Source organism: Paraburkholderia sp. Ac-20347 (assembly GCF_017104805.1).
GTDB classification, from domain to species: Bacteria; Pseudomonadota; Gammaproteobacteria; order Burkholderiales; family Burkholderiaceae; genus Paraburkholderia; species Paraburkholderia tropica.
Genome location: NZ_JAAGPN010000030.1, coordinates 1 through 25730, shown reverse-complemented (window position 1 = coordinate 25730; position 25730 = coordinate 1). Strand labels below are relative to the sequence as shown.

The 25730-nt window shown below is 60.8% G+C and carries 25 protein-coding genes and 2 pseudogenes; 17 read left to right on the top strand and 10 right to left on the bottom strand.

The window, feature by feature from the left end:
* Nucleotides 1–7: 7 nt before the first annotated feature.
* The gene (locus tag G3N97_RS08830) at nucleotides 8–412 is read right to left on the bottom strand and encodes a hypothetical protein (protein WP_205992873.1); all 405 of its coding nucleotides are present in this window, start codon (nucleotides 410–412) and stop codon (nucleotides 8–10) included.
* A gap of 367 nt (nucleotides 413–779) precedes the next feature.
* Here G3N97_RS08830 and G3N97_RS08825 point away from each other — a divergent pair, with 367 nt between their 5' ends.
* The 3 genes from G3N97_RS08825 (at nucleotide 780) to G3N97_RS08815 (ending at nucleotide 2857) form a co-directional block, all read left to right on the top strand.
* On the top strand, nucleotides 780–1355 hold the full coding sequence (locus G3N97_RS08825) for a carboxymuconolactone decarboxylase family protein (RefSeq protein WP_205992872.1): 576 nt from the start codon (nucleotides 780–782) through the stop codon (nucleotides 1353–1355).
* A gap of 40 nt (nucleotides 1356–1395) precedes the next feature.
* The gene (locus tag G3N97_RS08820; RefSeq protein ID WP_205992871.1) at nucleotides 1396–2067 is read left to right on the top strand and encodes a peroxiredoxin-like family protein; all 672 of its coding nucleotides are present in this window, start codon (nucleotides 1396–1398) and stop codon (nucleotides 2065–2067) included.
* 73 nt (nucleotides 2068–2140) lie between these two features.
* On the top strand, nucleotides 2141–2857 hold the full coding sequence (locus G3N97_RS08815) for an SDR family oxidoreductase (protein WP_205992870.1): 717 nt from the start codon (nucleotides 2141–2143) through the stop codon (nucleotides 2855–2857).
* A 9-nt stretch (nucleotides 2858–2866) separates the two neighbouring features.
* On the opposite strand, the gene G3N97_RS08810 is transcribed toward G3N97_RS08815, so the two are convergent.
* Nucleotides 2867–3760: a LysR family transcriptional regulator gene (locus tag G3N97_RS08810; RefSeq protein WP_205992869.1), complete on the bottom strand. Its 894-nt coding sequence runs from the start codon at nucleotides 3758–3760 to the stop codon at nucleotides 2867–2869.
* 184 nt (nucleotides 3761–3944) lie between these two features.
* Here G3N97_RS08810 and G3N97_RS08805 point away from each other — a divergent pair, with 184 nt between their 5' ends.
* Nucleotides 3945–4652 carry a glutathione S-transferase family protein gene (locus tag G3N97_RS08805; protein WP_346778034.1) on the top strand — a complete coding sequence of 236 codons (708 nt, stop codon included), beginning with the start codon at nucleotides 3945–3947 and terminating at the stop codon, nucleotides 4650–4652.
* On the top strand, nucleotides 4649–4816 hold the full coding sequence (locus G3N97_RS08800) for a hypothetical protein (protein ID WP_205992868.1): 168 nt from the start codon (nucleotides 4649–4651) through the stop codon (nucleotides 4814–4816). The genes G3N97_RS08805 and G3N97_RS08800 overlap by 4 nt, the downstream gene beginning before the upstream one ends.
* Nucleotides 4817–5252: 436 nt before the next feature.
* Here the strand turns inward: G3N97_RS08800 and G3N97_RS40140 are convergent.
* Nucleotides 5253–5429 (bottom strand): annotated as a pseudogene (locus G3N97_RS40140) (DUF2837 family protein); the annotation flags it as partial.
* 173 nt (nucleotides 5430–5602) lie between these two features.
* Here G3N97_RS40140 and G3N97_RS08785 point away from each other — a divergent pair.
* Nucleotides 5603–6037, top strand: coding sequence for a heme-binding protein (locus G3N97_RS08785; protein WP_205992867.1), 435 nt, complete (start codon nucleotides 5603–5605; stop codon nucleotides 6035–6037).
* Nucleotides 6038–6350: 313 nt separating this feature from the next.
* On the opposite strand, the gene G3N97_RS08780 is transcribed toward G3N97_RS08785, so the two are convergent.
* From G3N97_RS08780 to G3N97_RS08755, 6 genes and pseudogenes are all read right to left on the bottom strand, one after another.
* Entirely contained in the window at nucleotides 6351–7592 is a 1242-nt protein-coding gene (locus tag G3N97_RS08780; RefSeq protein ID WP_205992866.1) for a PepSY-associated TM helix domain-containing protein, read from the bottom strand.
* Nucleotides 7593–8057: 465 nt separating this feature from the next.
* The gene (locus G3N97_RS08775; RefSeq protein WP_205992865.1) at nucleotides 8058–8561 is read right to left on the bottom strand and encodes a prolyl-tRNA synthetase associated domain-containing protein; all 504 of its coding nucleotides are present in this window, start codon (nucleotides 8559–8561) and stop codon (nucleotides 8058–8060) included.
* Nucleotides 8562–8639: 78 nt separating this feature from the next.
* Complete coding sequence (locus G3N97_RS08770) at nucleotides 8640–10052, bottom strand: aspartate ammonia-lyase (RefSeq protein ID WP_205992864.1); 1413 nt, start codon at nucleotides 10050–10052, stop codon at nucleotides 8640–8642.
* A complete protein-coding gene (locus G3N97_RS08765; protein ID WP_205992863.1) occupies nucleotides 10045–11028 on the bottom strand; it encodes a LysR family transcriptional regulator in 984 nt (327 codons plus the stop codon). The genes G3N97_RS08770 and G3N97_RS08765 overlap by 8 nt, the downstream gene beginning before the upstream one ends.
* A gap of 50 nt (nucleotides 11029–11078) precedes the next feature.
* Complete coding sequence (locus G3N97_RS08760) at nucleotides 11079–12446, bottom strand: MFS transporter (RefSeq protein ID WP_346778037.1); 1368 nt, start codon at nucleotides 12444–12446, stop codon at nucleotides 11079–11081.
* A 273-nt stretch (nucleotides 12447–12719) separates the two neighbouring features.
* Nucleotides 12720–12935: pseudogene (locus G3N97_RS08755) on the bottom strand (LysR substrate-binding domain-containing protein); the annotation flags it as partial.
* 251 nt (nucleotides 12936–13186) lie between these two features.
* Here G3N97_RS08755 and G3N97_RS08750 point away from each other — a divergent pair.
* The 9 genes from G3N97_RS08750 to G3N97_RS08710 all read left to right on the top strand — a co-directional run bounded on the left by G3N97_RS08750 (nucleotide 13187) and on the right by G3N97_RS08710 (nucleotide 22890).
* Nucleotides 13187–13666: a DUF2946 domain-containing protein gene (locus G3N97_RS08750; RefSeq protein ID WP_241030474.1), complete on the top strand. Its 480-nt coding sequence runs from the start codon at nucleotides 13187–13189 to the stop codon at nucleotides 13664–13666.
* Nucleotides 13667–13839: 173 nt separating this feature from the next.
* Entirely contained in the window at nucleotides 13840–14202 is a 363-nt protein-coding gene (locus G3N97_RS08745; RefSeq protein WP_205992860.1) for a DUF2946 domain-containing protein, read from the top strand.
* A gap of 283 nt (nucleotides 14203–14485) precedes the next feature.
* A complete protein-coding gene (gene traD, locus G3N97_RS08740) occupies nucleotides 14486–14965 on the top strand; it encodes a conjugal transfer protein TraD (RefSeq protein ID WP_205992859.1) in 480 nt (159 codons plus the stop codon).
* 300 nt (nucleotides 14966–15265) lie between these two features.
* Complete coding sequence (locus G3N97_RS08735) at nucleotides 15266–16864, top strand: cytochrome ubiquinol oxidase subunit I (RefSeq protein ID WP_205992858.1); 1599 nt, start codon at nucleotides 15266–15268, stop codon at nucleotides 16862–16864.
* 3 nt (nucleotides 16865–16867) lie between these two features.
* Nucleotides 16868–18001: a cytochrome d ubiquinol oxidase subunit II gene (cydB, locus tag G3N97_RS08730; RefSeq protein WP_205992857.1), complete on the top strand. Its 1134-nt coding sequence runs from the start codon at nucleotides 16868–16870 to the stop codon at nucleotides 17999–18001.
* 11 nt (nucleotides 18002–18012) lie between these two features.
* Nucleotides 18013–18246, top strand: coding sequence for a hypothetical protein (locus tag G3N97_RS08725; RefSeq protein WP_205992856.1), 234 nt, complete (start codon nucleotides 18013–18015; stop codon nucleotides 18244–18246).
* 53 nt (nucleotides 18247–18299) lie between these two features.
* Entirely contained in the window at nucleotides 18300–20129 is a 1830-nt protein-coding gene (gene cydD, locus G3N97_RS08720; protein WP_205992855.1) for a thiol reductant ABC exporter subunit CydD, read from the top strand.
* Nucleotides 20126–21916, top strand: a complete 1791-nt coding sequence (gene cydC / locus G3N97_RS08715; RefSeq protein ID WP_205992854.1) for a thiol reductant ABC exporter subunit CydC — start codon at nucleotides 20126–20128, stop codon at nucleotides 21914–21916. The genes cydD and cydC overlap by 4 nt, the downstream gene beginning before the upstream one ends.
* A gap of 347 nt (nucleotides 21917–22263) precedes the next feature.
* On the top strand, nucleotides 22264–22890 hold the full coding sequence (locus G3N97_RS08710) for a hypothetical protein (protein WP_205992853.1): 627 nt from the start codon (nucleotides 22264–22266) through the stop codon (nucleotides 22888–22890).
* A gap of 110 nt (nucleotides 22891–23000) precedes the next feature.
* Here the strand turns inward: G3N97_RS08710 and G3N97_RS08705 are convergent, their stop codons facing one another.
* Nucleotides 23001–24647 carry an ABC transporter ATP-binding protein gene (locus tag G3N97_RS08705; RefSeq protein WP_241030473.1) on the bottom strand — a complete coding sequence of 549 codons (1647 nt, stop codon included), beginning with the start codon at nucleotides 24645–24647 and terminating at the stop codon, nucleotides 23001–23003.
* Nucleotides 24648–24940: 293 nt separating this feature from the next.
* On the opposite strand from G3N97_RS08705, the gene G3N97_RS08700 reads away from it, so the two are divergent.
* Nucleotides 24941–25444: a sigma-70 family RNA polymerase sigma factor gene (locus tag G3N97_RS08700; RefSeq protein ID WP_241030475.1), complete on the top strand. Its 504-nt coding sequence runs from the start codon at nucleotides 24941–24943 to the stop codon at nucleotides 25442–25444.
* A 27-nt stretch (nucleotides 25445–25471) separates the two neighbouring features.
* Nucleotides 25472–25730, top strand: a 259-nt coding sequence (locus G3N97_RS08695) for a DUF4880 domain-containing protein (protein ID WP_205992850.1), incomplete at its 3' end; no start/stop codon positions are given.

Genomic DNA, 25730 nt, shown 5'->3' with positions numbered 1-25730 from the left:
GGTTCCTTCACTTTGGATTGCGAAATTCGCTGCTAAATTTATCGCGAGAATAATTCATTCGCCAATTCAGGAGAAACGAATACGGCAATGGGGTGTGCATCGCGACAGTACGTCGCAGAGCGCAAACGTTGCCGTTCGAATGGCGCAATAAAATGAAGGGTTGAATGGCAGCGACGCGTTGTTCGTATTGATTTGTGCGTGCACTTATGGCGTCGGCTATCCAGTCGCGATGGCGCATTTCGGTTTCGTCGTCCGCGGGAAAGAGACATTCGAGTTGCAGTTCCTGCGTGACCATGGGGAGATAACGCAGCACGCCGCCTTCGTGGCGAAAGCCGAGCGGTATGAACGGCGTTGCCGCCGCCGACATCGACGATGGCGAAGGCGCCATCCACTTGCGCCAGTCGCGCGGCACGTCGGATCACGCGAGCAAGGCGTCGAGCAGGCGTTGCGTACCGTCGTCGATTGCGCGTCAGATGGTGTCGACAAGCCGATGGGTTGTACTTTGGCCCTTGCGAGCGCACCTGACACGTACTCATCGAACATCGTTCAGAATCAATCACGTCGGTCTCCCTCAGGTTGGCCGAATCCGTCGCGAACATCTTTCGGGGAGCTGCGCGCTCACGCGAAGAATATGACTATAGGCAACACAGTATCGCTGGTGCTTGCAAACGTGGCCGGCCATTCCACGAAGGAATAAGTTCTATCACCGCTGCCTGCCTTCTTGCAGCGCGGCGTCCGCCCGATCATGTGTTCACCGTCAACCCACAGAGGAATCAACGATGAACACCTTCAACGCCTACACCATCGACACCGCACCGGCCGACTCGAAGCCCGTGCTCGAAGGCACGAAAGCAGCCTTCGGCTTCGTCCCCAATCTGCAGTCTTTCATGGCGGAATCGCCCGAATTGCTGGCCGGCTATTCGGCGCTCTGGGATCTGTTTTCGAAAAGCACGCTGACGCCGCACGAACAGCAGGTCGTCTATCTGACCTCGAATTTCGAAAACGACTGCCACTACTGCATGGCCGGCCACAGCACGCTCGCAAAGATGATCAAGATGGACCCGGCCGTGATCGACGCGTTGCGCGCCGGCACCGAACTTCCCGATGCGAAGCTCGAAGCGCTGCATCGCTTCACGACCGTCGTGGTGCGTGAGCGCGGTTTTGCTACCGATGCCGACATCGACGCATTCCTCGCCGCCGGCTACACGCGCCGCAACGTGTTCGAGGTGATTCTCGGCGTGGCGACGAAGGTGATGAGCAACTACACGAATCACATCGTGCATACGCCTTACGACGCCTTCATGAAGGGCAACGAGTGGACCAGGCCGCAGACGAGCGTCGCGGCCAGCGCCTGAGCGCAGGTCCTCACTCGATCATCCGACACAGGAGAAGGGCATGTCACTGCAGGACAAACTCGACGCATTCAAAGCGGACTTCAAGGGCGGCAAAGCGCCGTACTACGCACCGCCGGAGATTCACCCGATCATGGAGCGCGCCACCGCCGAACTGATCGCAAGCGGTCAGGCAACCCGCGCAATCAAGGCAGGCGAGCGCGCGCCCAGCTTCACGCTCAAGGATCAGGACGGCAACGACGTGTCGTCGGCGGAGCTGCTGCGTCGCGGCCCGCTCGTCGTCACGTTCTATCGTGGCGTGTGGTGCCCGTACTGCAACATCGAGCTACAGGCGATCAACGACGTGCTCCCGCAGATCGAAGGATACGGTGCGAGCGTTGTGGCCATCTCGCCGCAGACGCCCGTGAACAGCCGCAAGTCCGTGCGCGATAACAAGCTCGGCTTTCCGGTGTTGAGCGACGCGAAGGGCGAGGTCGGTGCCGCGTTCGGTCTGCGCTTCGCGCTGCCCGATTATCTGGTCGATCTCTACAAGGCCCTGAAAAACGATCTGCCCGCGTTCAACGCCGATCCGTCATGGACGTTGTCGATGCCCGCGCGCTACGTGATTGGCCAGGATGGCATCGTGCTGTATTCGGAAGTGAATCCCGATTACACGCATCGTCCCGATCCGGTCGATATGTTTCCGGTCCTGGAGCGCGCGCAGGCAAAGGTGTGAGCGAACGCGCAGGTCATCGCCGCCTTCGGGCGGTTTTTCTTTTCGCCGACGTTATTTCACTCAATTGACCATCATGACAAAGCGCACTTTTCTGGTAACGGGCGCGACCAAAGGCATCGGTCTCGCGCTCAGCGAGCGGCTCGTCGCGGCGGGGCATCAGGTCATCGGCATCGCGCGTTCGCACGCGGCGTTTCCTGGTAAGCTCATCACGCTGGACCTCGGCGATCGCGATGCCACCAACGTAGCATTGCGCGAGTTGGCACAACGCCATCGTGTCGATGGCATCGTCAACAATGTCGGGCTGGTTCGGCCGCAACGCGTCGAAGCGGTCGATCTCGATGTGCTCGACGAAGTCTTCTCGGTGAATCTTCATCCGGCCGTCCAAACCGTGCAGGCGTTTTTGCCTGGCATGCGCGAGCGCGGCTGGGGGCGCATCGTCAATATCTCCAGCCTCACCATTCTGGGCATCACGCAACGCACGGCCTACGCTGCTGCAAAAGCTGCGCTCGTGAGCTTCGCCCGCACCTGGGCGCTGGAACTTGCAACGACAGGCGTCACGGTGAATTCGGTGGCGCCCGGTCCCACCGAAACGCAGTTGTTCCGCGCGAACAATCCGCCTGGAAGCGAAGGCGAGCAGCGCTATCTGTCGGGCGTGCCGATGGGGCGCTTCGGCAAGCCGCAAGAGATCGCCGCGGCCATCGCGTTCCTGCTTTCCGATGACGCAGGTTTCATCACCGGGCAGACGCTTTTCGTTGATGGGGGCGCTTCAATCGGCAAGGCCGGAATCTGAAGGCCAGTTTTAGGTCTGTCCCGCGAACAGGCTTTCGACGAAGGCGACGAAAGCACGCGCCTTCGTCGTTGCCATCCGCCCGGAAGGAAAGACCGCCCATACATCGACGCCCGGCAGCGTCCAGTCCGTGAGCACCGCCTGCACGGAGCCGTCCGCGAGTTCCGGCGCGAACATCCATTCGGAGGCCACGGCCAGTCCCAGATCGGCGAGGACGGCGGCGCGCATTCCTTCGGCCGCGCTCACCCGAACGCGGCCCGAGACCGTGACGGCCACTTCGGTGCCGTCCGCGTGTCCGAAGGCCCACGCGTCTCCACCGCTGCGCATGGCATGAACGATCGCCCGATGCTGACTGAGTTCCGCGGGCGTTTGCGGCACGCCATGCCGTGCGAAGTACGCCTTCGTGCCGACCACCAGGCGCTTTCCGCTTGCGACGCGACGCGCGGTCATCGCGGAGTCGTCGAGTCGGCCCATGCGCAACGCGACGTCGACGCCTTCTTCGAGCAGATCGATCGGACGATCGTCCATCACGATCTCCACATCGAGTCTCGGGTGCTGCTCGAGGAACGCGCCAAGCGCGGGGATGACGTGCAGCCGCGCGAAGGTCACGGCGGCGCCCACACGCAGCTTTCCGACCAGTCCCTCCGATGACTCACGCACCGAATATTCCGCGCGATCGGCTTCTTCGATCGCGAGGCACGCGTGTTCGTAGAAGCGCTGGCCAGCATCGGTGGGGGTGAGGCCGCGGGTCGAGCGCAACAGGAGGCGTGCGTTCAGATGGTCTTCGAGTTGCGCGATCGACTTCGATACGGCGGGTTGTCCAATCTGCAGCCGACGCGCCGCCGCCGAGAACGAACCCGCCTCTACGACGGCGACGAAGGTTTCCATTGCGGCCAGACGATCCATGCGGGCGGGGTCTCGGGAGTAGGGACGACCGCGCAACTATACAGCAGCCGGATGCAGTGAGCGCAGCGCGGGGCGGCACGCTTTTCCGCAGTCCGCGCAAGGATCGCAATAGCCCCGCGATGACACCGCGCGACCGGCACAGGCGCGCCCATGCCTGCGCGGAATAACTTCTATCGCCGCGACGGTGCTTCCGGTGCAGAGGCCAATCGCCGACAGTTACGTCATCCCATTCACGGTCTCAGGAGTCAATTCCATGTATCGGGTCTACGCGTTTTCCACGCCGAATTCCGTCAAGGTGCCGATCGCGCTCGAAGAACTCAGTCTGCAATACGAGCTGCATTCGGTGAACGTCAGGAAGGGCGAGCAGAAGCACGCCGATTTCGTCGCCTTGAATCCGAATGGAAAGGTGCCGGTGCTTCGCGACGATGAGCGAGGCTTCACGCTGAGCGAGTCGGCGGCGATCCTGGTCTATCTCGCGGAGCGTCACGGCGCGCTGCTCGCGCAGGAGCCGGTGACGCGCGCGCGCACCTTCGAGCAGCTGTTTGTGCATGCGTCAGGCCTCAGTCCGGCCTTCGGGCAGGCCGGATATTTTCTGCGCTCCGCGCCGTCCGGATCGTCGGAGCACACGCTGGACCGCTTCGCGCAGGAAGCCCGTCGTCAGCTCGGATTGCTCGACGCTGTACTTTCCGCACGCACCTTCGTCGCGGGCGATGAATTCTCCATCGCTGACATCGCCCATTTCGGCTGGATCTGGCGCCGGACATTTCCGGACCTGACGCTGGACGGCGCGCCGAACGTGCAACGCTGGTACGACGCTGTATCGAATCGCCCGGCGGTCGGACGGGCAATCGCAAGAATCGAATCGCTCGCTGAAGACCGGCAGGTGGCATGAAAAACGCCGTGTCGACATCCCGTCCATTGATTGCGTTCGTCATTCTTTCGATCGCAGTGGGAATCGTAATTAGCCGCCCTTCGTCGATGCAACGATCCGTGCCGTTATCTGGCGCTGCGGTAAGCGCCGAGCTTGCCCGCGTCATGGGCTTCGGCATGGTGTAGATACGCGCAGTATTTACGAACTTTGAATCAACATCTACGTGAACAAAATGGACAAACTCTTTAGCCCGATCAGTGTCGGACCTTTCGAACTCGATCACCGCGTCGTGCTCGCGCCGCTCACGCGCATGCGCACCGGCCATGTACGGACTACGCGCCTGATTCAGTCACGACGGCGTAACGGAGTGAGTGGGGCGTCGGTGGCGCGCGCTCCGGAAATGATAGGTAGGGCGAGCGGCGCGTCATCGGCGCAAAGCGGCCGTTTGAACGCCCGGTGTCCGAAGTGGCCGAACGTCTGCTCCTGGTCGGGTGCCGCCCCATGCGTATTGCATAGGGCGGCGCACATCGAGTTGAGGCGAGAGTCGGCTCGCGACTCACAAGGGACAGTCGAGCATCTTCGAAGCGGCCGCCCCAGCACACAGTGGACCAGCTCTAACGTCTAGATTAGCTCGGCGACGCTTACGATGATGAGCGCGGCAGGAACAAGGATTATCTGTGCACACACTGTTCCGATGACATGTGCCTCCGCAAGGGTAGTGTTGGTTCACCGAAAGCTATTCCAGGAGATGGTCACTTCGATGACGCAGTCCGTCATCACGGAAACCTGCGGATCGAGTCCGCTGTTTCGTGGGGGATACGCCAGCTATCCCTTCCGTTAATTTGAAAATGTATTTCTTAATGCGGCGTTTTAGAGCGCGCATCGGCAATATACGATGAGATATTCGCTGCCAGGCTGCATCGGCCAGGGATTCCGTTTTGCGGCAACCGCATACCAACGCCAGTTACGAAATGTCCAATTCATCTTCCAGGAATTTTTCCGCCGCCCATCAGCAGATCACCCTTGCTGGCGCGCGCCATGTAATCGCCTTGGCGCACGAGCAGGCACGTCATTTCGGCGTGTCGATCGGAGTGGCCGTGGTTGACCGTAGCGGCGAACTAGTCGCCTTTGAGCGCGACGACAACGCTGCACTTGTCACCACTCATGTAGCCGTTGCAAAGGCGCGGACTGCGGCTCTATTGCGCGCTCCATCAAAAGTGTTCGAAGATTTCGTCAATAGCGGTCTGCCGAGCTTTCTGGCCACACCTGGCGTCACTCCGCTGCAAGGTGGCGTACCCCTGATGCTCGACAATGAAGTCATTGGTGCCGTTGGCGTCAGCGGCGGCTCTGGAGAGCAGGACGTCGCCATTGCCACGTCAGCCGCCGCAGTGTTGAGCTCCCGATGAGGATGAGCGACTCTCTGCAAGGCAAGACTCTTGTGTTGTTGGGTGGCAGATCAGGTTTTGGGCTGCAAGTGGCGCAGTTTGCTGGCGACAAGGGAGCCAGGCTAATTATCGTTGGCCGTAACGGTGATGGCCTCCATGCTGCACAGCAGGTGTCGCGTCAGTGAGGCTGAGGCGAGCACGGCGGATCGATGGTGCAGAGTGCGCTCAGAGATTTCCATGCCTACGCTGGCTTTGTGCTGTCACCAAAGGAAGCGTGTCACGAGGTCGGCGCGTTGCTTGTCGTTCGTTGCACCGTGCCTGGGACCCACTCCCGCTATACGAGCCGATCTTCTACTGGTCTGCGACTTCGGCTGCGCTCGGCCTTTCGCTTGGCCGCGTGCTTGTTCAGGTACATGGTGCACCCCGACACGAACAACACAGTCGGGGAAAGCCCGGCGATGAGCCAGATCGCCTTGATGAAATAGAACGCGCCACCGGGTCCCCATTGCCCGTAATGGACAAACATGATCCAGCTGTCGATGCGCGCATCGAGCGGCACGGAAGCGGGAGATTGAACCTGGATGGTGGCGGGTCCCGTTGCGCGCAAGCTCACGCTTGTCAGTCGAGGCGAAACCAGATGATCCGGCAGGGAGCCGAGCATGACAGTCGTTATTCCTGAGTCGATGTCGACGCGCACCGGGACGTGGGACGGCTCAACCGAACGCGCCAGTTCCACGGCGCGCGAATAAGGGAGCGTCGAAAAAGCCTGGCCGCGCTGCGCGGTAATCGTCGAGGTGGCGGGAATGGCACGTAATGAATCGTGAAGCTTGTCGTTAACCGACAGGAATAACCACCTGGCCGCACTGGGCCATAGATGCAGCGTTGCAGTCGTCACGATGGAAAACAGCACGACGAATACGTAGAAGCCGATCGTATTATGGAGGTCGACCACAATCCGCTTGATGCTCGCGCCGAACTTGATGCGCGTTCGTGCCTTGAATTGTTTGCGAAAATGCTCGACGGACGGCCACCATAGCCAAAGTCCCGACGCTACGAGAACAAGGAGAAAGAGCACTGCATAGGTGTGAAACGTATATCCGATGTCTTCGAGAAGCAGGTGAGCGTGCAGATTATGCACAACGTAGAAAAAAGTCCCGCCTACAAGATGCTCGCCGAGTGCTTTGCCCGTGTATGGATCGATGAACAACTCGTGCCTGTCGTGACGGCCCTGCGCGACAGGCGGGGCGACTGGCGAATACGGATTGATCACTCGGCCATGCCAGTCGGGCGGCGTCGCTGGAATGTAGTTGATGATCATCGAATCATCGAGTGACTGCGGCAGCTGGATCGAGAAATTGGTTACGCCTGCGTGATTTCGTTGAAAGTCCGCGATCAGGGTGTCGAGCGGTAAACGTGTTGTGGGCGTCGGGGTGGCGACCTTGTAGAGATCCGGCGCCAGTGCTCGCTCAATCTCCGATTTGAAAACCAGCGTGCTGCCGGTTAAACCCAGTAATGCGAAATAGGCACCGAGGACGATACCAATCCACAGGTGAGCGAAATGCAAAAGGCCGCGCATTTGTTTTATGTCGAATGTCCAGGCTAAACGAGTGTACGCGAACCATACCGACCGCCCACTGACGCAGAACTGGCAGGATTGTCAAAAACGCGATCTCGCTTCGGCCAGGGTTTGGCATGGGGACGCAAATCTGCTTGCGGCAACATGGGGACCCGCTGCCGCGAAGGTCGCCGATCAGTCCGGCCACCACCATGACGAAGCCGGTTATCTGATACCCATCAGCTTTTCATGTTGATACGCAGGCCACGTCCCTCGTGAGATCAAATCCCAGCAGTGCTCACGACTGCCGAATTCGATCTGTAACGCGACTAAGCTGAGGCGTATTTTGAAGCGCTTCGCGCAGCGGGCGCTGACGCCAAAGTCATTCGACGTGACGATATCGTCCGCTGGTCACCGGTTGTCCAGATCTTTATCCAGCAGAACATTCGCCAGTTCGCGGGCGCGCTAGACCGGCCGAATGGTGGGCTACGCCGCAACCCGCGCGACGAGTTTCAGCCATTGCGCTGGATGATCAATGGCAGCGAGGAAACTGTCGAGTCCATTTCTGGAAAGCAATACACTTGCATTGTTTTCCAAAGGGTGAAAGAGGAAGTCTGATTCGTTCGCCAGGTCAATATCCACGCACAGGCGCACTTGATTCGCCTCGTCGTTGATCAGCGCGAATGGGCTCAGCGAGCCGGTGCGGATGCCCAGCAATTCGAAAAGCTTGTCTGCGGAGGCGAACGAAAGTCGCTTGCAGCCAAGCGTTTCAGACAGCATGCCAAGATCCAGCGATTTTTCCGCCGTCGTCACGACCAGAAAATAGTGGCCCTTCTTGTCCTGCAGAAGCAGATTCTTGCAACGGGCCCCGGATAAATCGAGTACCAGCGTGCTGGACTCAGCCATGTTGAGAATGGGTTCGTGTTCTTCGCATGAGAACGGAATTTTCCATTCTTCGAGGCGTGTCAGTAGATCATTTTTTCCGAGCATGCTGTCGTTTCTCTTTGTACGCCATCGACCCTGGAAGCGCGCCCGGGTCGATGGTCACTGTCCGTCGCGGCTCAATGCCTAATCGCCAAAGACAGGGTGTGAAGCCTGACGAATTGCCGCAATCGTGTCGTCAGGAGAAAGCACTCCGGTCTCGTCCAGAATCGAGACCAGCGAACGACCTTCGGCCACAGACTGGCGTGCCAACTTGCTGACGCGAGCATAACCAATTTTGGGAACCAGCGCAGTCGCCACGGCCATCGACTCCATCAGATGCCGCTCATTGCGCTCGACGTCGGCCTTGATGCCCTTGATGCATTTTTCACCAAAGCGCTGGATGCCATGGGTCAGCAGGGAAACGCTGTCGAATACACGCGATGCCACCACCGGCTCGAAATGGTTGATTTCCAGCTCACCGTATTGAACTGCCTGGGCGACGGCAACGTCGTTGCCGACCACGGCGAAGCTCAACTGGATCATTGCCATCGGCAGCACCGGGTTGACTTTGCCTGGCATGATGGACGAGCCGGCTTGCGCTTCCGGCAGCGTGAGTTCGCCCACACCGCCGACGGGGCCCGACGAAAGCACCGTCAAATCCGATGCGACCTTCGCGAGCGACACGGCACAGGTGCGAAGTTCAGCCGACACGCGCGAGAACACGTCCATGTTCTGCATGGCATCGAACGGATTGGCGGGCGCCTGATAGTCCACGCCTGTCACGTCTTTCAGGCTTGTGTAGACGAGCGCGCGGTAGCCGGCTGGGGCACCGAATCCCGTTCCGATCGCCGTGCCGCCCAAAGGAAGCGTGCGAAGCTTGTCGCGTACTGCAACGAGTTCCTCGGCCAGTCGTTCGGTCAGTGACGCATAGCCGCCGAACAGCTGGCCCAGTCTCATCGGTTGCGCATCCTGCAGGCAGGTGCGGCCGAGGTGGAGGATGTCGGCGAACTCGATCGCCTTGCCCTTGAACAGCGTCGCGAGCTGGGTGACTTCCCGGATGAGCGGCCCGAGCATCGCGTACGTGGCGATTTTCAGGGCGGCCGGGTAAGCGTCGTTGGTCGATTGCGAGCGGTTGACGTGGTCATTGGGATGAACGACTTCGTAGCTGCCCGCTGGATGCCCCAGAATCTGCTGGGCGCGATTCGCGATCACTTCATTGAAGTTCATGTTCGTCGACGTGCCGCCCGAACCTTCCATCAGGTCGACGATCAACGACGAGTCGAATTGTCCTTCGATGATTTCCTTGCACGCGGCGACGATGGCCTCGCATTGCTCGCCGTTGATGACGTCATTATCGCGATTGGCAAGCGCTGCGGCCCATTTGACCTGGGCGAATGCATTTCTGAATTCGGGGTAATGCGCGATATTCAGGGGCGACACCGTGAGATTATCGAAACCTCGCACGGTGTTCACGCCATACAGTTTGTCGCCGGGAATCGGGACCTCGCCGACATAATCACGTTCGATGCGATGTTCGCCTTGAGCAAGCTTATTCATTTGCATTCCTTCCGCCAACAGTAATGAGTTGTTCGATGTTCGCGCCGAGCGCTTTGAGTCTCGGCATGAACGATGTCTCGATGACTTCGCGGGCGGTCTCGCACGCGTCGTCGAAAAATGCGTTGTATTCGTCGCGGCGCGCCACGAGATAGAGCGAACGCTCGAGGCCCAGTTTCTCGACCAGGTGCGGCGCAACGCGTGCAGCGTGCGTGATGCCCTGAAGCAGGCACATGGGCGAGGTGATGGCCCATCCAATGCCTTCGGCCACCATCGATGTCAGCGCGTCGGCGTTATCGAGTTCGAGCCGGTTCGGTGCACGGACGTCGATACGCCGGAGGTATCGCTCGATCTGCATCCCCACCTGGGAAGTCCGGTTGAAGCGAACGATCGGCAGTCGGTTCGTCAACGTTTTCAGATCGTCGATGGTCTTCACGGGAGCATCGAGATTCCTTGGCGTAATCACCAGATAGCGCTCGGAAAACAGTCGATATCGAACGACGTCGTTCGCGTCCATCAGCGGATCGCTCGTGACGATCAGGTCCAGGTCGCGACGCAGTAGCGCTTCGCCCTGTTGCGGGCTCAAACCAGTACGGATCGACAATTGCGATACTTTCCCCAGCAGCTTTTTCGTAAATACCGACCCGCATGTCGAAGCGAATGAATCGACCAGACCAATGCGCAAATCGGGTTTGATGCCTTGTCCCGCTTCGACGACCTGTGCCTTGAGATTGGCGATTTCCTCGCTCAGCACGGCACCGCGATTTCTGAGTGCAATGCCGAAAGGCGTCAGCGCCATTGGCCGGGTCGTGCGATTGACGAGCACGACGCCCAGATCGTCTTCCAGCTGTCGAGTGATCTGCGATACGCCCGACTGCGAGATGCCCATGCGCGCGGCGGCAGCTGACATGCTGCCTTCTTCCGCCACAGCGACGAAGACCTGTACAGCGTGTATATCGAGAGGTTTGTTCGACGGCATGTCGTGTCCTGATGAGAGTGATCGTGCCTGTGTTCCGGCATCGCGCATCGTCAGATGCGTTTCCTGCCGCCTGGCGTCGACGTTGCGAAGGAGGCGTCATGCTGGCCGGACGTTTCGGTGGCGTCGTCTTCGGCTTGATCGGATTTCACATCGGAAAGATTCGCGCTGCCGGTTTCGGGCGCCATCAGCTGGCAGAAGATGCCGCCAAAGAGCAGGACGCCTATGCAAACACCCAGCGCCGTGTGAATGCCGACATGTTGTACGGCAAGCGGCAGCAGAAACGTGCTGATGGCCGAGCCGAAGCGGCTGGAAGCCACCGCGAGGCCCACGCCGGACGCACGCAGATGCGTCGGAAACAACTCGGGCGGATAGACGAACTCCAGGTTCGCCGCCGCTGAAAGCACGCAGGCAAACAGACCGAAAACAAGCATGGTCCCGGTCGCGCCGAAATTCGAGTAGGTCAGCACGGCAAGTCCGAATGCCGCGAGGTAGAACGTGCCGAGCAGGAAGGCGCGCCGCGAGATCCGGTCGACGAGCAGCAGGCCGATGACTGCGCCCGCGAGGAGCAGGACGTTGTAGACAAGGCCGCCCACGAATTTGTCCTTGACGTGCAGCGCTTCGAGGACCTTCGGCGCGAATGTGCCCAGCGCGAAATAGGGAATGACCTGGCACGTGTAGAACACGCAGCCGACCAGCGTGTTTCTGCGCCAGCGCGGCGAAAAGAGTTGTGACCATGTGCCTTCGTGCTGCGCGGTCGCGGGCACCGTGGAGGCGAGCGTAACGTCGGCACCGAAGCGGCGATGCACGATCGCGAGCGCTTCGGCGCGGCGGCCGCGCTTCATCAGCCACATCGGCGACTCGGGCACGATCAGCCGGAACGGAAGAATGAGAAGTGCCGGCACACCGCTTGCCGCGAGCATGAATCGCCAGGCATCGGGGCCGATGTCACGCATGGCGAACCCTGCAATATAAGCGCCGACATAACCCGCGGCCCATGCCGCAGCCAGTACGCTCAACAGGCGGCCGCGAAACCGGCGAGGGGAGAACTCGGTCACGAGCGATTTGCTGACCACGTAGTCGGCGCCGAGAATCAGTCCCAGCAGCAGGCGCAAAGCCAGCAGCTGTGACGGTGCCGTCACGAAATATTGTGCGGCGGAGACGACTGCAAACAGCAGCATGTCGTAGGCAAAGATGGTGCGCCGGCCATAGCGGTCGGCAATCGGGCCGGCCAGCATGCTGCCGAGAAACAGACCGGCCAGCGACGCGGCGCCCAGCAATCCCATCCACAGAGCGTCGAGATGCAGCGGGCCGACGGCCATGCTGACCGCGATGCCGATGATGCCGAGTACGAAGCCGTCGCTGAACTGTCCGCCGGTCCCGCTGAACGCAACGCCAACGTGGAATGGGCGAAGCGGCACGTCTTCGAGTAACACCTGTCTGTTCACAATCGTCTCCTGTCTCCGAGCAGTGCTTCATGCACCTTGGATCGCAGTGTAGGACGGTGATTTCAGAAAAACAGCATGTGAGATGACAGTATCACTAAATCTAATACTGCGCCGCAGTAGCGCTGAATCCGGCTCGATTTCTTGTTAATACGGACCGCTCAAACTGCAGAAACTGCGCGGTTGTGCAGGGCGCCGAATGGCCTTTCGAGAGTGAGGCGCAGGCGATCAACGGCATTCGATGTGTGGCTAAAGCGTGAGCCCGGCTTCCTCAAGCAGCCAGCCACGGAAAGCCTGGAGCTTCGGCGAGGTCGCGCATTCTGCCCGATAGACGATGTAGTACGCCAACTCCGACACGAGCTTTTCGTGCGGAAAAAGCGCGATGAGCCGACCCGCCGCGAGATCGTCCTTGGCCATGACGCTGCGCGCCAGGGCGACTCCTTGACCATCGATCCATGACAACAGCCATTTTGCGGCGAATGCAGGACCGACCGTAATGGTTAGCGGACCGCGCTTCGTACCGGCGTGGAGGAGGCGTTCATCCCGAAACGAGATCGCATTTTCAGCAGTGGCGTCGAGGAGATCAAGACAGTTTTTCCTCGCCTACTTGCTAGAAAATCTTTCATCGCCGTTCTGGCGTCGATGCTTCCCGCGAAGGAGACGTCGCGTGAGTCATCCGAGCTTGATCGCACCTGTCCCGACGACCGCGACTGCGCATGAGTGACCAAGTCGAGACATTTCGCCGCAGAAACGCGTCCGGGCACGGCAGTGCTGGTTTTAGCGTGCAGATTTGCTATCGCGATTTAACGCAAGTGAGCTACTATGCGCGCATGACTGAATTTCCCCGCGTTCGAAAACAATTCGGTATCTGGTTAGCGCTGCTGGCCATGTGCCTGATTGTCTTTGCGCCGCTTATTAGTCAGTTCAGTGCGGCCGAGCGCGGACGAACACCCGTTGCAATAGTCTGCTCGGCCAGTGGACATACGCCCGGTTCTCAGCTTCACGACGCCGTGGATCTGTCGGCCTGTGGTTACTGCAATTTGCTGGCTACGTCGGCGCCGCCGCCGATCGTCATGGCGATGACGAGCTGGCTTCCGCTGCTCACTGCTGTTTTCGCGACGCCTGCACGGCGGGTGGAACTTACCGGCATCGCGTACCTCGCGGGCTACCCGCGCGCTCCACCTTCCCTCCCCTGAAGCGTCAGTTCACGCTTCAATTCCCCGCTATTTGACGATCTCCACGCCTGGTTAGCTTTGGCTTTGGCGCGGTTTGCCTGTGCACGATCATTCGCTGTACTACGTACATTGAATTTTATCATGTAAAGGGCGCGGTATTTCCGCACCACGCCAGATACTTCGCGCCAACTGATATGAATGCTCACGCTCGGACCTTTACGACTGCATGGCTTGGCTTGATCGCCATGTGTCTTCTCGTTCTCGCGCCGATTGTGAGTCAGCTTGTCGTCGCGCATCGCGAGGGACAGCCGGTGGGCGAGTTGTGCTCCGCAAGCGCGGGCGTTGCCGCTCGACACGCCGGTGAAGGCCTGTCGCTCGACGCGTGCGATTACTGCGGGTTGTTGGCCTCACATCCCGCGATGCCGTCTATTCCAGCGGTCGCCCTGCATCTGATTGCAGTCACTCAAAGCGCCACGCTGTTGCCCCTGACCGTGCGCTTCACACCGCACGGCGCATTCCCATCCGGCCGACCACGAGCGCCGCCGTCCTTCGGCTGATCATCGCCTTTTTGGCGAATTCCAATGGTTGTCACATCGCTCGTGCGTAATACGCGCATGCGCCGTTTGGCTGCGTGCGAACTTTGACAACCGTGTTCTCGGCGGATTTCCTGTCTGGTGTGTCTTGCACCAGCAGGACGCAATCGAATGCTGGCCTTTGTACATGCAATTTATTGAGTGGCGTTATCGACGTTTTATCGGTCTCCGTGCCGCATCGATCCAATTCACGGATTGGCGATCAACCGTCGATTCACGATATCCGCTCGATTGCATCGGAGATGACATGAAAGATCAATGGCTCGACGAATACGTCCCGACGCTACGTGAGCTAAAGACCCCGACAGCACATCAGCGCGCGATGCTGATTCTGTTTGACAAGCCGGACCGCAGCGCCGACGAAGAGCGCAAGCTCTCCGTGCTGATCGCAGCGGAAAAGGCGGCGCTCCGGGCGCAAAGAGCGCGCGCCAATGCCGCTCGCGCGCTCAAGGACGATCGGTTATTGAAACGGCGAGCGCGGGATCAACTCGCCATTGTGCGTGGTGCGCTGATCGACTACGCCGTGCTGGAAAGTCGCGATCCTGGCGAGTTGCTTGGGGCACTGTTGCGGTTTATGGATGAAGGTACGCCATCAGAACGCCAAAGCTGGAAGCAGGAGGGCGACGCCTTGATAGCGAGGCAAATCGCTCGCGGGTTGCCTCAGCGGAATACGTTCATCAACGCTGCATCGAAGGAAAAACTGGATGAATCGAGTATCGAGAGCTGATGTCCAGTGTCCCGCTGATATGAGTGCGCAGTGGACACGTCACGATACTGACGTGCAAAGCAGGATAAAAGTTCCGTCCTGTTCGTTGGAACGCTGTTTTTCGAGATGCGTTATCGGTCAGATTGATTTCAATCAAAAGCGCTTAGAGCAACGTGTACGTATATTTCAAATTATTCATTGCATGGGAGATGCAGCTTTTCGAAGGAGTTTTCGGTGTAAATCTTCTCATTGATAGGTGATGTATGAATTTCATAAAAATAAAAATTACTTATTGTCACGTTCCTCACGGGGTACCGAGTCATGGTTAGCTCTTCCGTTGTCGAGTTGTCGCGAATCCAGTTCGCGGCGACGGCGCTTTACCACTACCTTTTCATTCCCGTCACACTCGGGATGACATTCTTTCTGGCGGCCATTGAGACGGTGTACGTCGTCACGGGCAAGCCCATCTATAAGCAGATGGCCCAATTCTGGGGCAAGCTCTTTTTGATCAACTTCGCGCTGGGTGTGGCCACCGGTCTGACGATGGAGTTCGAGTTCGGCACCAACTGGTCGTTCTACTCCAGCTTCGTCGGCGACGTGTTCGGTGCGCCGTTGGCGATCGAAGGGCTGATGGCCTTTTTCCTCGAGTCCACCTTTATCGGCATGATGGTGTTCGGCTGGGAACGACTCGGACGCGGCAAGCATCTGGCCGTGACCTATCTCGTCGCGCTGGGCTCGAATCTCTCGGCACTGTGGATTCTGGTGGCGAACAGCTTCATGCAGTCGCCGCGTGGACTGGCGTTTGACTATCACACGCTGCGATTGCAGTTGACCAGCTTCAGCGACCTGATTTTCAGCCCCGAAGCCCAGGCGAAATTCGTGCATACGAGTGTCGCGGGCTATGTCACGTCGGCGATCGCTGTGTGTGGCATCAGCGCGTTCTACATGGCGCGTAACCGCCATCTCGAACTCGCGCGCCGCTCGTTCCGGATGGCCGCCGTGTTCGGCGTGCTGGCGACCGCCGGTGTCATCACGCTGGGCGATGCGCTCGGGTTCGTCGGCGGGAATGCGCAGCCGGCGAAGCTCGCGGCGATGGAAGCCATCTGGCAGCCGGAGAAGGCGCCGATGGCCTTCAATGCGATTGCCTTCCCCTCGCAGAAGGACGAGACGAACTACGGCGCGATTCAGGTGCCGTACGTGCTGTCTCTGCTGGAGACGCACTCGCTCGACGGCACGGTGCCCGCGATCAGCGAACTGGAAAAGCAGGCGGAAGCGCGCGTCCACAACGGCGTGCCCGCCGTGCAGGCATTGAAGGTGTTGTCCGCCAATCCTGACGACGCCAGCGCGCTGGCCGTCTTCAACCAGCACAAGGACGATCTTGGCTACGGCTTCCTGGCACAGCGTTACGCGGATGATCTCTCGACGTTGACGCCGACGCAGGTCACGCAAGCAGCGAAGGATTCCATTCCGCCTGTCGCGCCCGTGTTCTGGGCGTTTCGCGTGATGGTGGGCATGGGTCTGCTGATGTTCGTCTTCTTCGTGCTGGCCATGATCTTCAGCGTGCGCAACGACGTCCACAAGCGTCGCTGGTTCTTGCGACTCGTCCCGTGGATGATTCCGGTGCCGTTCATCGCAAACGAATGCGGGTGGATCGTTGCCGAAGTGGGACGTCAGCCGTGGACCGTCTATAACGTGTTGCCCACGTGGATGTCCGCGTCGACGCATAGCGTCGGCTATATGGTCTTTTCGTTGATCGGCTTTGTGTCGATCTACACGATCTTCATCGTGATCGAAATGATGCTGATGGTGAAAGCCATCAAGCAAGGTCCGGACGATGTCCATCCGCCGCGAAATCCGGCCACCGATCTGTTGCCAGGCTTTGCGAGCATGGCCGCGCTGAGCCATACCGAGGAGGTTTGAGCCATGGAAGTCTATCTGGGGTTGAAGGTCGTCTGGTGGCTGATCGTGGGTGTGGTCCTGATCGGCGTCGGCGCGATGGTCGGTATGGATATGGGCGTGGGCACGTTGCTGCGCTATGTCGGGCGCTCGGACATCGAGCGGCGTGTGGCGCTGAATGTCGTGGGGCCGCATTGGGAAGGCAATCAGGTCTGGTTCATTCTGGGCGGCGGCGGTTTGTTCGCCGCTTTTCCGCTGATCTACGGCACGGCTTTTTCAGGCTTCTACATTGTCATGCTGTTGCTGCTGTGGAGCATGATCGTTCGTCCGCTGGCGTTTGAATATCGCAGCAAACTGCCCGGCGAAGGCTGGCGCAACGGTTGGGACTGGATGATGCTTGTCAGCGGCTTCGTGCCGATGCTGGTGTTCGGCGCCGCTTTCGGCAACGTGCTGCAAGGCGTGCCGTTCCATCTTTCCTGGAACATGACGTCGTACTACACCGGTAGTTTCGTGTCCTTGTTCAACCCGTTCGCGATTCTCTGCGGCGTGCTGTCCGTCACGCTGTCCTGCTACATGGGCGCGGCCACGATCAGCAACGGCACCGACGGCGTGATGGCCGAGCGCGCTCGCAAGGCGGGCGTGCTGTCCGGTCTCGCATCGTTCGTGCTGTTTGCGATCGGCGGTGTCTGGATGAAGAGCATCACCGGCTACGCGCTGACGGGCGGCCCGCAACCCGGCGCCGTGCAAACGCCTCTGCAACAGACCGTCGTGCTGCAGCAAGGCGCGTGGTTCAGCAACTTCAACGCGCATCCGGCGCTGTGGATCTTGCCGGCAGCGGCATTGCTCGCACTGTTGATCGGTAGCGCGGCCATTTCGCGCCGACGTGGCTATCTCGCATGGTGGCTCGGCCTCGTCGTGTGGGCCGGCGTGATCGGTTCGGTCGGCGCGGCGATGTTCCCGTTCATGATGCCGTCGAGCGCCGAGCCGTCGCACAGCCTGACCATCTGGAATGCAAGTTCGAGCGAGTTGACGCTGGGCTGGATGCTCGGCTTCGCGTGTGTCTTCGTCCCGCTGATCATCTGGTACACGAGCTGGTGCTTCTATGTCATGCGCGGCAAGGTGACCGCGAAGCACGTCGAGGCGGATGAGCACGCGTACTGAGGAAAACGATCATGAAAATTTTTCTGCAATTTGTGATGTTGATGGTGATCGGCGGCCTGGCGATTCTGCTGGCGATCGTGTTGGGCGACCGTGGCGCGTGGTATCTCGCGTGGATGCTGGGAACCGTCGTGATCGTGCTGGTGGCGGCCGCGGCAGGTTTGATGCTGGATACGCAGGACGAGTTGACCGGCGAGGGCGATCTGGAGCGGCCCGAACCGGACCGGAGTCGGGCGGCGCAGCATTGACCTCGCACCCGCGACGGTTTTCTCGGGCAACACTGTGAATGACGAGTTGAGTCATGCGTTTCAGCAATCGTTCTTCCGGCCTCCCGGCCGACTGGTTAAAGCAACGCGCTGTCACGGTGCGTGGCCTGCTCAGGCGGTCGTTGGCCGCTAACGCGCTGTCCTCCGTGGCGCTGTGCGTTCAGGCGTGGTTGCTGGCGCAGATGCTGTATGCGGCGTCGTTCCAGCAACGTCCGTGGCGGAGTTTGCTGCCGTCGGCGTTTGCATTTGCGGTGCTCGCGCTCGCGCGATGGGGTCTGTCGATGGCAAGCCGGCACTATGGCTTTCGCGCGGGCCGGCAGCAGGTCGCGGAGGTTCGTGCAACCTTGCTGGCGCATTTGCAGCAGTTGGGTCCTGCGTGGCTGGCGCGCGAGTCCAGCGGCGTGTGGGTGACCCGGCTCGTCGACGGTGCAGGCGCGCTCGAAGCGTATTACGCGCGCTATTTGCCGCAGATGGCGTCGGCGGCGGTGCTGCCGATCGTCGTGCTGGTCGCGGTCTTTCCCGCCGACTGGGTTGCGGCCACCGTGCTGCTGCTGACCGCGCCGCTGGTGCCGATCTTCATGATCCTGCTCGGCAACGCCGCCGAACGCGCGAGTCAACGTCGCTGGACTGTGCTGACCCGTCTGGGCGCACAGTTCAACGATCTGTTGCAGGGTCTCGTCACGTTGCGGCTGTTTGGCGCCGGCGAGCGTGCGGGTCAACTGCTGGAGATCGGTAGCGAGACTTATCGGCGCGGGACGATGGCGGTTCTGCGTGTCGCGTTCTTGTCGTCGCTGGTGCTTGAGTTTTTCTCGACGGTCAGCATCGCCGTGGTGGCGGTGCTGACCGGCTTTCGCCTGCTGTGGGGCGAGCAGGTGTTCTCGCACGCCATGTTTGTGTTGTTATTGGCCCCCGAATTCTATTTGCCGCTGCGTGGCCTTGGCGCGTTACGTCACGTAAAAATGGATGCGCTCGCGATTGCCCGGGACGCTCGCATGCTGCTGGAAACGCCTGTTGAGCCGCAAGCACATGAAGTCCACCAGGTTTCGGCAGCGGCGTCAGCCGCAACGATCGCTCGCGACGTTTCGCACACGGATCGGCCGATCGCGTTGCCGCAGGACACTGCATCGCGTATTGCGCGGACGGTGACGTTACAGCATGTCAGTTTCCACTATCCCGATGGCCGTGCAGGCTTGCACGACCTGAACATCGAATTCGCATCGGGCACGACGACCGCCGTCATCGGCCCCAGCGGCGCGGGCAAGAGCACGCTGCTGCAACTCGTGCTGGGTTTGCAGCGACCGCAACACGGTACGTTGCTGATGGACGGCGTGGCCCTCGACGATGCCGCATCGTGCTGGTGGCGCGAACAACTCGCGTGGTTGCCGCAGCGGCCCAGATTGTTTGCCGGCACGCTGCGCGAGAATCTGCTGATCGCCTCGCCCGGCGCCAGTCAGGCCGCGCTGGTTCGTGCCGCTTCGCAAGCCGGTTTGAGCGCCGTGATCGCCGGTCTGCCGCGCGGTTGGGACACGCCGCTCGGCGAGCATGGCTATGGTCTGTCTGGCGGCGAGGCGCAACGCGTCGCGTTGGCGCGCGCGTTGTTGCGCGACGCGCCGGTGCTGGTCCTCGACGAACCGATGCAACAACTGGACGAAGCGTCGATCGCCATCATCGACGAAGCGCTCGAACAGATCGCCACGGAAGGCCGCACGATTATTCAGGTTGGACATCGCATGGCACAGGCTCGACGAGCCGACCGCGTCGTCGTGCTCGATGACGGCCGTCTTGTGCAACAAGGACCGCCGGCCACACTTGAGCGGGTCGATGGACTTTACGCGGCCTTGCTGGCCGCCGATGGTTTGGTATGAAAACGACGTCCCCCCAATCTTTGCGCGCGAACGCCAACCGCGAGGCGACGCCTGACGTTTCGCGCTCGTCGTGGAGCGTGTTCTGGCGACTGCTGAAGCTGATGCGCGCCTATCGGAGCTGGATGGCGTTGGGCGTGCTGCTTGCCAGTCTCGCAGCCATCGCCGGAATCGGCTTGATGGGTTTGTCCGGCTGGTTTCTCGCGAGCATGGGCCTTGCCGGCGTCGCGGGTGTCAGCATGAATTACTTTGTGCCGGCGGCGATTATCCGTGGCGCGGCGATTGTCCGCACCGCTGGACGCTACGCGGAGAAGCTCATCAACCACGACGTCACGCTACGTGCAATGAGCACACTGCGCGTTGAGTTGTTCGCCCGATTGTTGCCGCTCGCGCCCGCGCGCACCGGCTTCCTTGGGCATGCGGAGTTGTTCTCGCGTCTGCGCGCGGACGTCGACCGTCTTGAGCACGCGTATCTCGCCGTGCTGTTGCCGATCCTCGTCGCGGCGATCGCGTTGCCGTTGGTGACCGTCGTGCTCGCGTGTTTCGTCTGGCAGGTCGCAGCGCTCAGCGTCGCGATGGTTTTGCTGGTCGCGGTGATTCTGCCTTACGTGTTGGCGCGGCGCAGTGCGGCGTCGTCGGTGGCGGTGGTCGAACTGGAGGCCAGGTTGCGTACGCTGACCAGCGACGCGCTTCTGGGCGCGGCGGAATTGCGTCTGTATGGCGGCGAAGCCATACAGGCGGAGCGGATTGCCGCGCTGACCGAAGAGCATGGCAGGGTACGCGCTCAACTGGACCGTCTGCAGGCCGCTGGCGGCGCGCTGGTCGGCCTGGCCGCGCAAGCAACGACGATCGCCACCGTGCTGCTCGGCGCACGCGCTTTGCAACAGCACCATCTCGCACCCGCGGAGTTGTCGATGATCGTGCTGCTGGCCCTCGCGCAATTCGACGTGCTGCTCACGTTGCCCGAAGCGATCAGTCAATTGGGCGCGACCTTGGTCTCGGCATCGCGCGTGTTCGCGTTGATCGACGCCGCCCCGGCGGTGGGCGATCCGGCGCAGGGTTTGCCGCGTCCCACGCGCACCGATATCCGCTTCCACGACGTCGCGATGAGCTATGCGCCGACCGACGAGTCCGAACGCGACACCGCGAAGCGATGGGCACTGTGCGGCGTCGATCTGGACGTGCCGGCCGGTCGTCGGGTCGCGATCGTCGGGCCGTCCGGCGCGGGAAAGAGCAGTCTGATCGGCGCGCTGCTGCGCTTTTATCCGATCCAGCGCGGACGCATTGAACTCGGCGGTCAGCCGCTCGAGGCATACGCAGGCGACAGCGTGCGCGACATGATCGCGGTGGTCGAACAACGCACGCACATCTTTAACGGCAGCTTGCTGGACAATCTGCTGGTCGGCCGCCCCGATGCGACAGCGGAACAGATTCACGCTGCAATCAGGACCGCGCAGCTGGAGGAGTTCGTCGCCGGTTTGCCTGAAGGATTGAATGCGTGGTTGGGCGAGGCGGGCGTGCTGTTGTCGGGAGGCGAAGCGAGGCGTGTGTCGATCGCGCGCGCGTTGCTGGCCGATCGCCCGATTCTGGTGCTCGATGAACCGACCGAAGGCCTCGACGCTGCCACCGCGCACTCGTTGTTAAGTGCGCTAGACAGTTTGATGCAGGGGCGGACGGTGATCCTCATTACCCATCGGCTGGAAGGCCTGGCCGAGCTTGTGGATGAGCGTTATACACTGCGGAGTGGGCGAGTCGTCAGGGAACCGATCGGTGAGTTTTCGCGGGTTTGATTCTTGAAGGAAGCGCATAGAGCGAGGGCGGCCGGGACGGTGTAGCGGGAGCGGGGCAGCGAGGTTGCGTTGGTCGCTCCGGATGTTACCGCTATCCGAATCCTGAAAGTGTGACGGAGCAATTGCAGTCAACCCGTCATCAGGATAGCAGCCGGTCAGATACCGTCAGAGACACACAGCCCCACGCCTGTAGTCTGACTAGCAGCCATTCCGGTCCACCACGACCGATCTGGCCGCGCGCATTCCCTTCCTCCGCCAGACCGGCATGCGGCGCAACGGCCAGGGTGCGGCAACGCCGCAACTTCAGGCTCATCTTCCTTTCTGGCGGATTGATAAGGAGCACTATCATGATTTTGTGGGGCAATGAACATGAAGCACGCGCAAAGGCTCTGGCCACGGCGTGCAACGAAACGGCTGCCGACATCGCGGGCCTGTCGGTTTCTAGCGAAGGCATTCAGGCGCCGGCGTGTTCGGATGCGACGTTGACCATCTGGGGACACGGCGATGAAACCAGCCTCGCCGAACTGCTCGACGTGCAGATGGGCCAGCTGATCCAGAACTGGCGCACCCGCAACAGCGCACTGAAAACGGTGGAACTGGTGACCTGCAATGCACAGCACAACCAGAACCCGCTGGCGGGTTACGCGACGCGCGTGGCGAAGTTCGTTGAACGCAAATACCGCGATGTCGTCGTCAAGGCGCTGCCGAAGGGCCAGTACGCCGACGACTATTCCATTCTGTGGGCAGCCCCGAATCCACCGGCGTTCTGCTATATCACCGCACCGTCGAAAACCACGTTCGATCACGCCAATCAGCTTTTCAAGACGCTGGAACCGCAGAAAAATTACGATCTTGCCGCGGTCGCGACTGATATGGCGAAGGCCCGCACGCTTGCGGAGCCGAACAACTTCACCGTCATGTCGAGCACACTCGGGAGTTTGCGCCCGATGCTGGTGACCATCAAGACGGCTTGAAGGACGGCTTGATCCGCACTACGCATGAATGAGCAGGCGCACGCCACCCGCGACGAAGATGCCTATCCCGTCGCGGGCACCCATAACGTCAACCCTGTTCACCGCGCGCATCAGCCGACGCGTGACGCCTGACTGAGCGCATCGTCTTCATCGGCCGTCCGCTCTTCAGAAACCGCAAGCCGCGCCAGATCGAAGATATGATCCGCGCTCCGGATCACACTGGTGCGATGCGTAATGGCGACGACCGTAACGTCGCTGACCACGTCGCGAATCGCTTTCATGATGTCGGCCTCGGTGGCCTCATCGAGCGCGGAGCTGGCTTCGTCGAGCAGCAACACGCTCGGGTTGCCGTAGAGCGCACGCGCGATGGCAATGCGTTGCCGTTCGCCGCCGGACAGCTTCAAACCGCGCTCGCCGACGACGGTATCGAACCCCTCCGGCAGCGCGTCGATGCGATCGAGAATGGCGGCTTTTGCGGCGGCCTCGCGTAACCGGGTCTCGTCCGCTTGACGTCCGAGCACGATGTTCGATCTCAGCGATTCGTTCAGCAGAAATATGTCTTGAGGCACGACGCCGATCGAGCGATACCACGCGCCGTGCCGAATCGTGGCGAGATTGACGCCATTAAAACTGATCTCGCCGCTCAACGGAGAAAGCGCTTTGAGCGCCAGCTTGAAGATCGTCGATTTGCCCGAACCGGACGGTCCCCTGAGAAAGGTGATCGCGCCGCGTTGCGCGACGAAGCTGACGCCCGCTATCCCTCGGCCGTCGTCGTAACGAAAGCCGACGTTGCGAAATTCCAGGCGGCCGTTGCCCTCAGTTGACACGTCTGCCGTGGCCGTCGAATCGTCGTGAGCCGGAGCCGACCACATCTGCGCGAACGGACGGATCTGGGCGAGACACTTCGACATATGTTCAATCGACAATCCTGCCATTTCAAACGGCCGGTTGAGTTGCAGCAGCAGCGCGTTGAAGAGCACGACATCGCCGATCGATATCGCGCCCGCATGGTAACGAGGAAGCAGCACGAGAAACGCAATACCGAACTGCACCGCAAGCGCCACGCCGTATCCGCACGCAAAGCGGATGCGCTTTCGCGAAAAGCTGCGCCAGCTGCGCAGAATCTCGGTCGCGCCGTCGTTGAAGCGTTGGCTCATCCACGACTGGCTGTTGAAATAGCGCAGCGTGTCGATCGACGAAAGCGCATTGCCGACGAGTCGCGCGTTCGACTGGCTTGCGTTGGTGGCGCTCTCGATTTCGGGCGTCGTGCGCACATTGGCGTAGTAAGTCAGGGCGATGAATACGGCGCCATACGCGAGCACGATCAGCGCGAGTCCTGTATTCAGTTGAATGCCCAGTACGACCAGCGTGATGATCAGTTGGAGCGCGCCAGGAATGACGATGCTCAATGCCAGTTGAACGATCACGTTCAGCGCCTGCGCGCCCTGGTTCTGGGCCGACTGGATCTCGACCGGGTTGTGCTCCACGAAAAAACGCAGATCCTTGTGGGCGATGCGATCGAAGAATTGCGTCGATGCAATGTACTTGAGCGTTTCGGCGTTCACGACCGTCAGGAAGCGGACCGTGTGATCGAGGATCAGCGCGGCGCCGCTCATCGCGGCATACAGCATGAAGCCGAGCGCGATCGTCTGAACGGGATCGCGATGACCGAGTCGATCGATCAAGCGGCTGAAGATCAGCGGAGCGGCCACGTTGATCGCGGCAAGGATCGCCAGGACCGATGCGACGAGCAGCATCGAGCCGCGCGATCGTTTCCAGAACTCTCGCAGAATGCCGTGGATGGGCGAGAGGGCGGCGTGTGCATCTTTGAATGGTGCGATGGGCAAAGGCATCTCCAAAAAAACACGGAACAGCTCGCTGGGCGTCGCGGGCAGGCTGTCATACGGCCTTTCTCCGTGGCGTCAGGGCCACGAAGAAGTTGCCCAAAATATGCAAACTAAGTTATAAATGGTAATCATTCCCATTTAAGAAGTCCACGCGTTCGTGCCAGACGGGGCCGTTTATGTCGACTGTTGAACCTCCGGTGCAGATGGATCTGCACGCGCTGTACGGCGACCACCACGGCTGGCTCAGAGGCTGGCTGCAACGTCGTCTCGGCAATGCGGCTGACGCTGGCGACATCGCTCACGACGTTTTCCTGCGTCTGATCGTCAAGCCGGCCGCGCGGGGTTTCGCGACTCAGGCCGAGGCGCGCGCCTATTTGCGCCTGATGGCGAAAGGGCTGTGCACTGATCACTGGCGTCGCCGCGAAGTCGAGCAGGCGTGGCTCGATACGCTGGCCGCGCAGCCGGAGCCGATCGAGCCTTCGCCTGAGTTCCGTGCCATTGTCATCGAGACGATTCTGGAAATCGGCAATCTGCTCGCCAGGCTTTCCGGCAAGGCGCAGCGCGCTTTCGTGCTGGCGCAGATCTACGGTTTTACCACGCCTGAGATTGCCGCCGAACTTGCGGTGTCGGAGCGGATGGTGCAGAAGTATCTCGCGAGCGCCATGTTACAGCTGGCGCTCGTCGATGCCGGGCTCGCGCACCGCTAGCCGCGCACACGCACACACACACACAGCATGACAGTCACCGAACAGGCGGTGCGCGCCGACCATGCGAGTCTCGAGCAGGCGGCGCAGTGGTACGCGTCGCTGCACGCGGGCGGCGCGAACGACGCGCAGCGCGCCGCGTGGACGCGCTGGCTCGACGAGCGTCCCGAGCATCGTCAGGCATGGGCGCATATCGAGGCGGTCAGCCGCCGCTTCGAGCCGATGCGCGCCCCGCACCCCCCCCCCCCCCCCCCCCCCCCCCCCCCCCCCCCCCCCCCCCCCCCCCCCC

Excerpts from the sequence above, each read along its gene's own strand:
- G3N97_RS08825 (WP_205992872.1), top strand. The coding sequence starts at position 780 with ATGAACACCTTCAACGCCTACACCATCGACACCGCACCGGCCGACTCG.
- G3N97_RS08820 (WP_205992871.1), top strand. The coding sequence starts at position 1,396 with ATGTCACTGCAGGACAAACTCGACGCATTCAAAGCGGACTTCAAGGGC.
- G3N97_RS08815 (WP_205992870.1), top strand. The coding sequence starts at position 2,141 with ATGACAAAGCGCACTTTTCTGGTAACGGGCGCGACCAAAGGCATCGGT.
- G3N97_RS08810 (WP_205992869.1), bottom strand. The coding sequence starts at position 3,760 with ATGGATCGTCTGGCCGCAATGGAAACCTTCGTCGCCGTCGTAGAGGCG.
- G3N97_RS08800 (WP_205992868.1), top strand. The coding sequence starts at position 4,649 with ATGAAAAACGCCGTGTCGACATCCCGTCCATTGATTGCGTTCGTCATT.
- G3N97_RS08785 (WP_205992867.1), top strand. The coding sequence starts at position 5,603 with ATGTCCAATTCATCTTCCAGGAATTTTTCCGCCGCCCATCAGCAGATC.
- G3N97_RS08780 (WP_205992866.1), bottom strand. The coding sequence starts at position 7,592 with ATGCGCGGCCTTTTGCATTTCGCTCACCTGTGGATTGGTATCGTCCTC.
- G3N97_RS08775 (WP_205992865.1), bottom strand. The coding sequence starts at position 8,561 with ATGCTCGGAAAAAATGATCTACTGACACGCCTCGAAGAATGGAAAATT.
- G3N97_RS08770 (WP_205992864.1), bottom strand. The coding sequence starts at position 10,052 with ATGAATAAGCTTGCTCAAGGCGAACATCGCATCGAACGTGATTATGTC.
- G3N97_RS08765 (WP_205992863.1), bottom strand. The coding sequence starts at position 11,028 with ATGCCGTCGAACAAACCTCTCGATATACACGCTGTACAGGTCTTCGTC.
- G3N97_RS08750 (WP_241030474.1), top strand. The coding sequence starts at position 13,187 with ATGAGTGACCAAGTCGAGACATTTCGCCGCAGAAACGCGTCCGGGCAC.
- G3N97_RS08745 (WP_205992860.1), top strand. The coding sequence starts at position 13,840 with ATGAATGCTCACGCTCGGACCTTTACGACTGCATGGCTTGGCTTGATC.
- traD (WP_205992859.1), top strand. The coding sequence starts at position 14,486 with ATGAAAGATCAATGGCTCGACGAATACGTCCCGACGCTACGTGAGCTA.
- G3N97_RS08735 (WP_205992858.1), top strand. The coding sequence starts at position 15,266 with ATGGTTAGCTCTTCCGTTGTCGAGTTGTCGCGAATCCAGTTCGCGGCG.
- cydB (WP_205992857.1), top strand. The coding sequence starts at position 16,868 with ATGGAAGTCTATCTGGGGTTGAAGGTCGTCTGGTGGCTGATCGTGGGT.
- G3N97_RS08725 (WP_205992856.1), top strand. The coding sequence starts at position 18,013 with ATGAAAATTTTTCTGCAATTTGTGATGTTGATGGTGATCGGCGGCCTG.
- cydD (WP_205992855.1), top strand. The coding sequence starts at position 18,300 with ATGCGTTTCAGCAATCGTTCTTCCGGCCTCCCGGCCGACTGGTTAAAG.
- cydC (WP_205992854.1), top strand. The coding sequence starts at position 20,126 with ATGAAAACGACGTCCCCCCAATCTTTGCGCGCGAACGCCAACCGCGAG.
- G3N97_RS08710 (WP_205992853.1), top strand. The coding sequence starts at position 22,264 with ATGATTTTGTGGGGCAATGAACATGAAGCACGCGCAAAGGCTCTGGCC.
- G3N97_RS08705 (WP_241030473.1), bottom strand. The coding sequence starts at position 24,647 with ATGCTGCTCGTCGCATCGGTCCTGGCGATCCTTGCCGCGATCAACGTG.
- G3N97_RS08700 (WP_241030475.1), top strand. The coding sequence starts at position 24,941 with ATGGATCTGCACGCGCTGTACGGCGACCACCACGGCTGGCTCAGAGGC.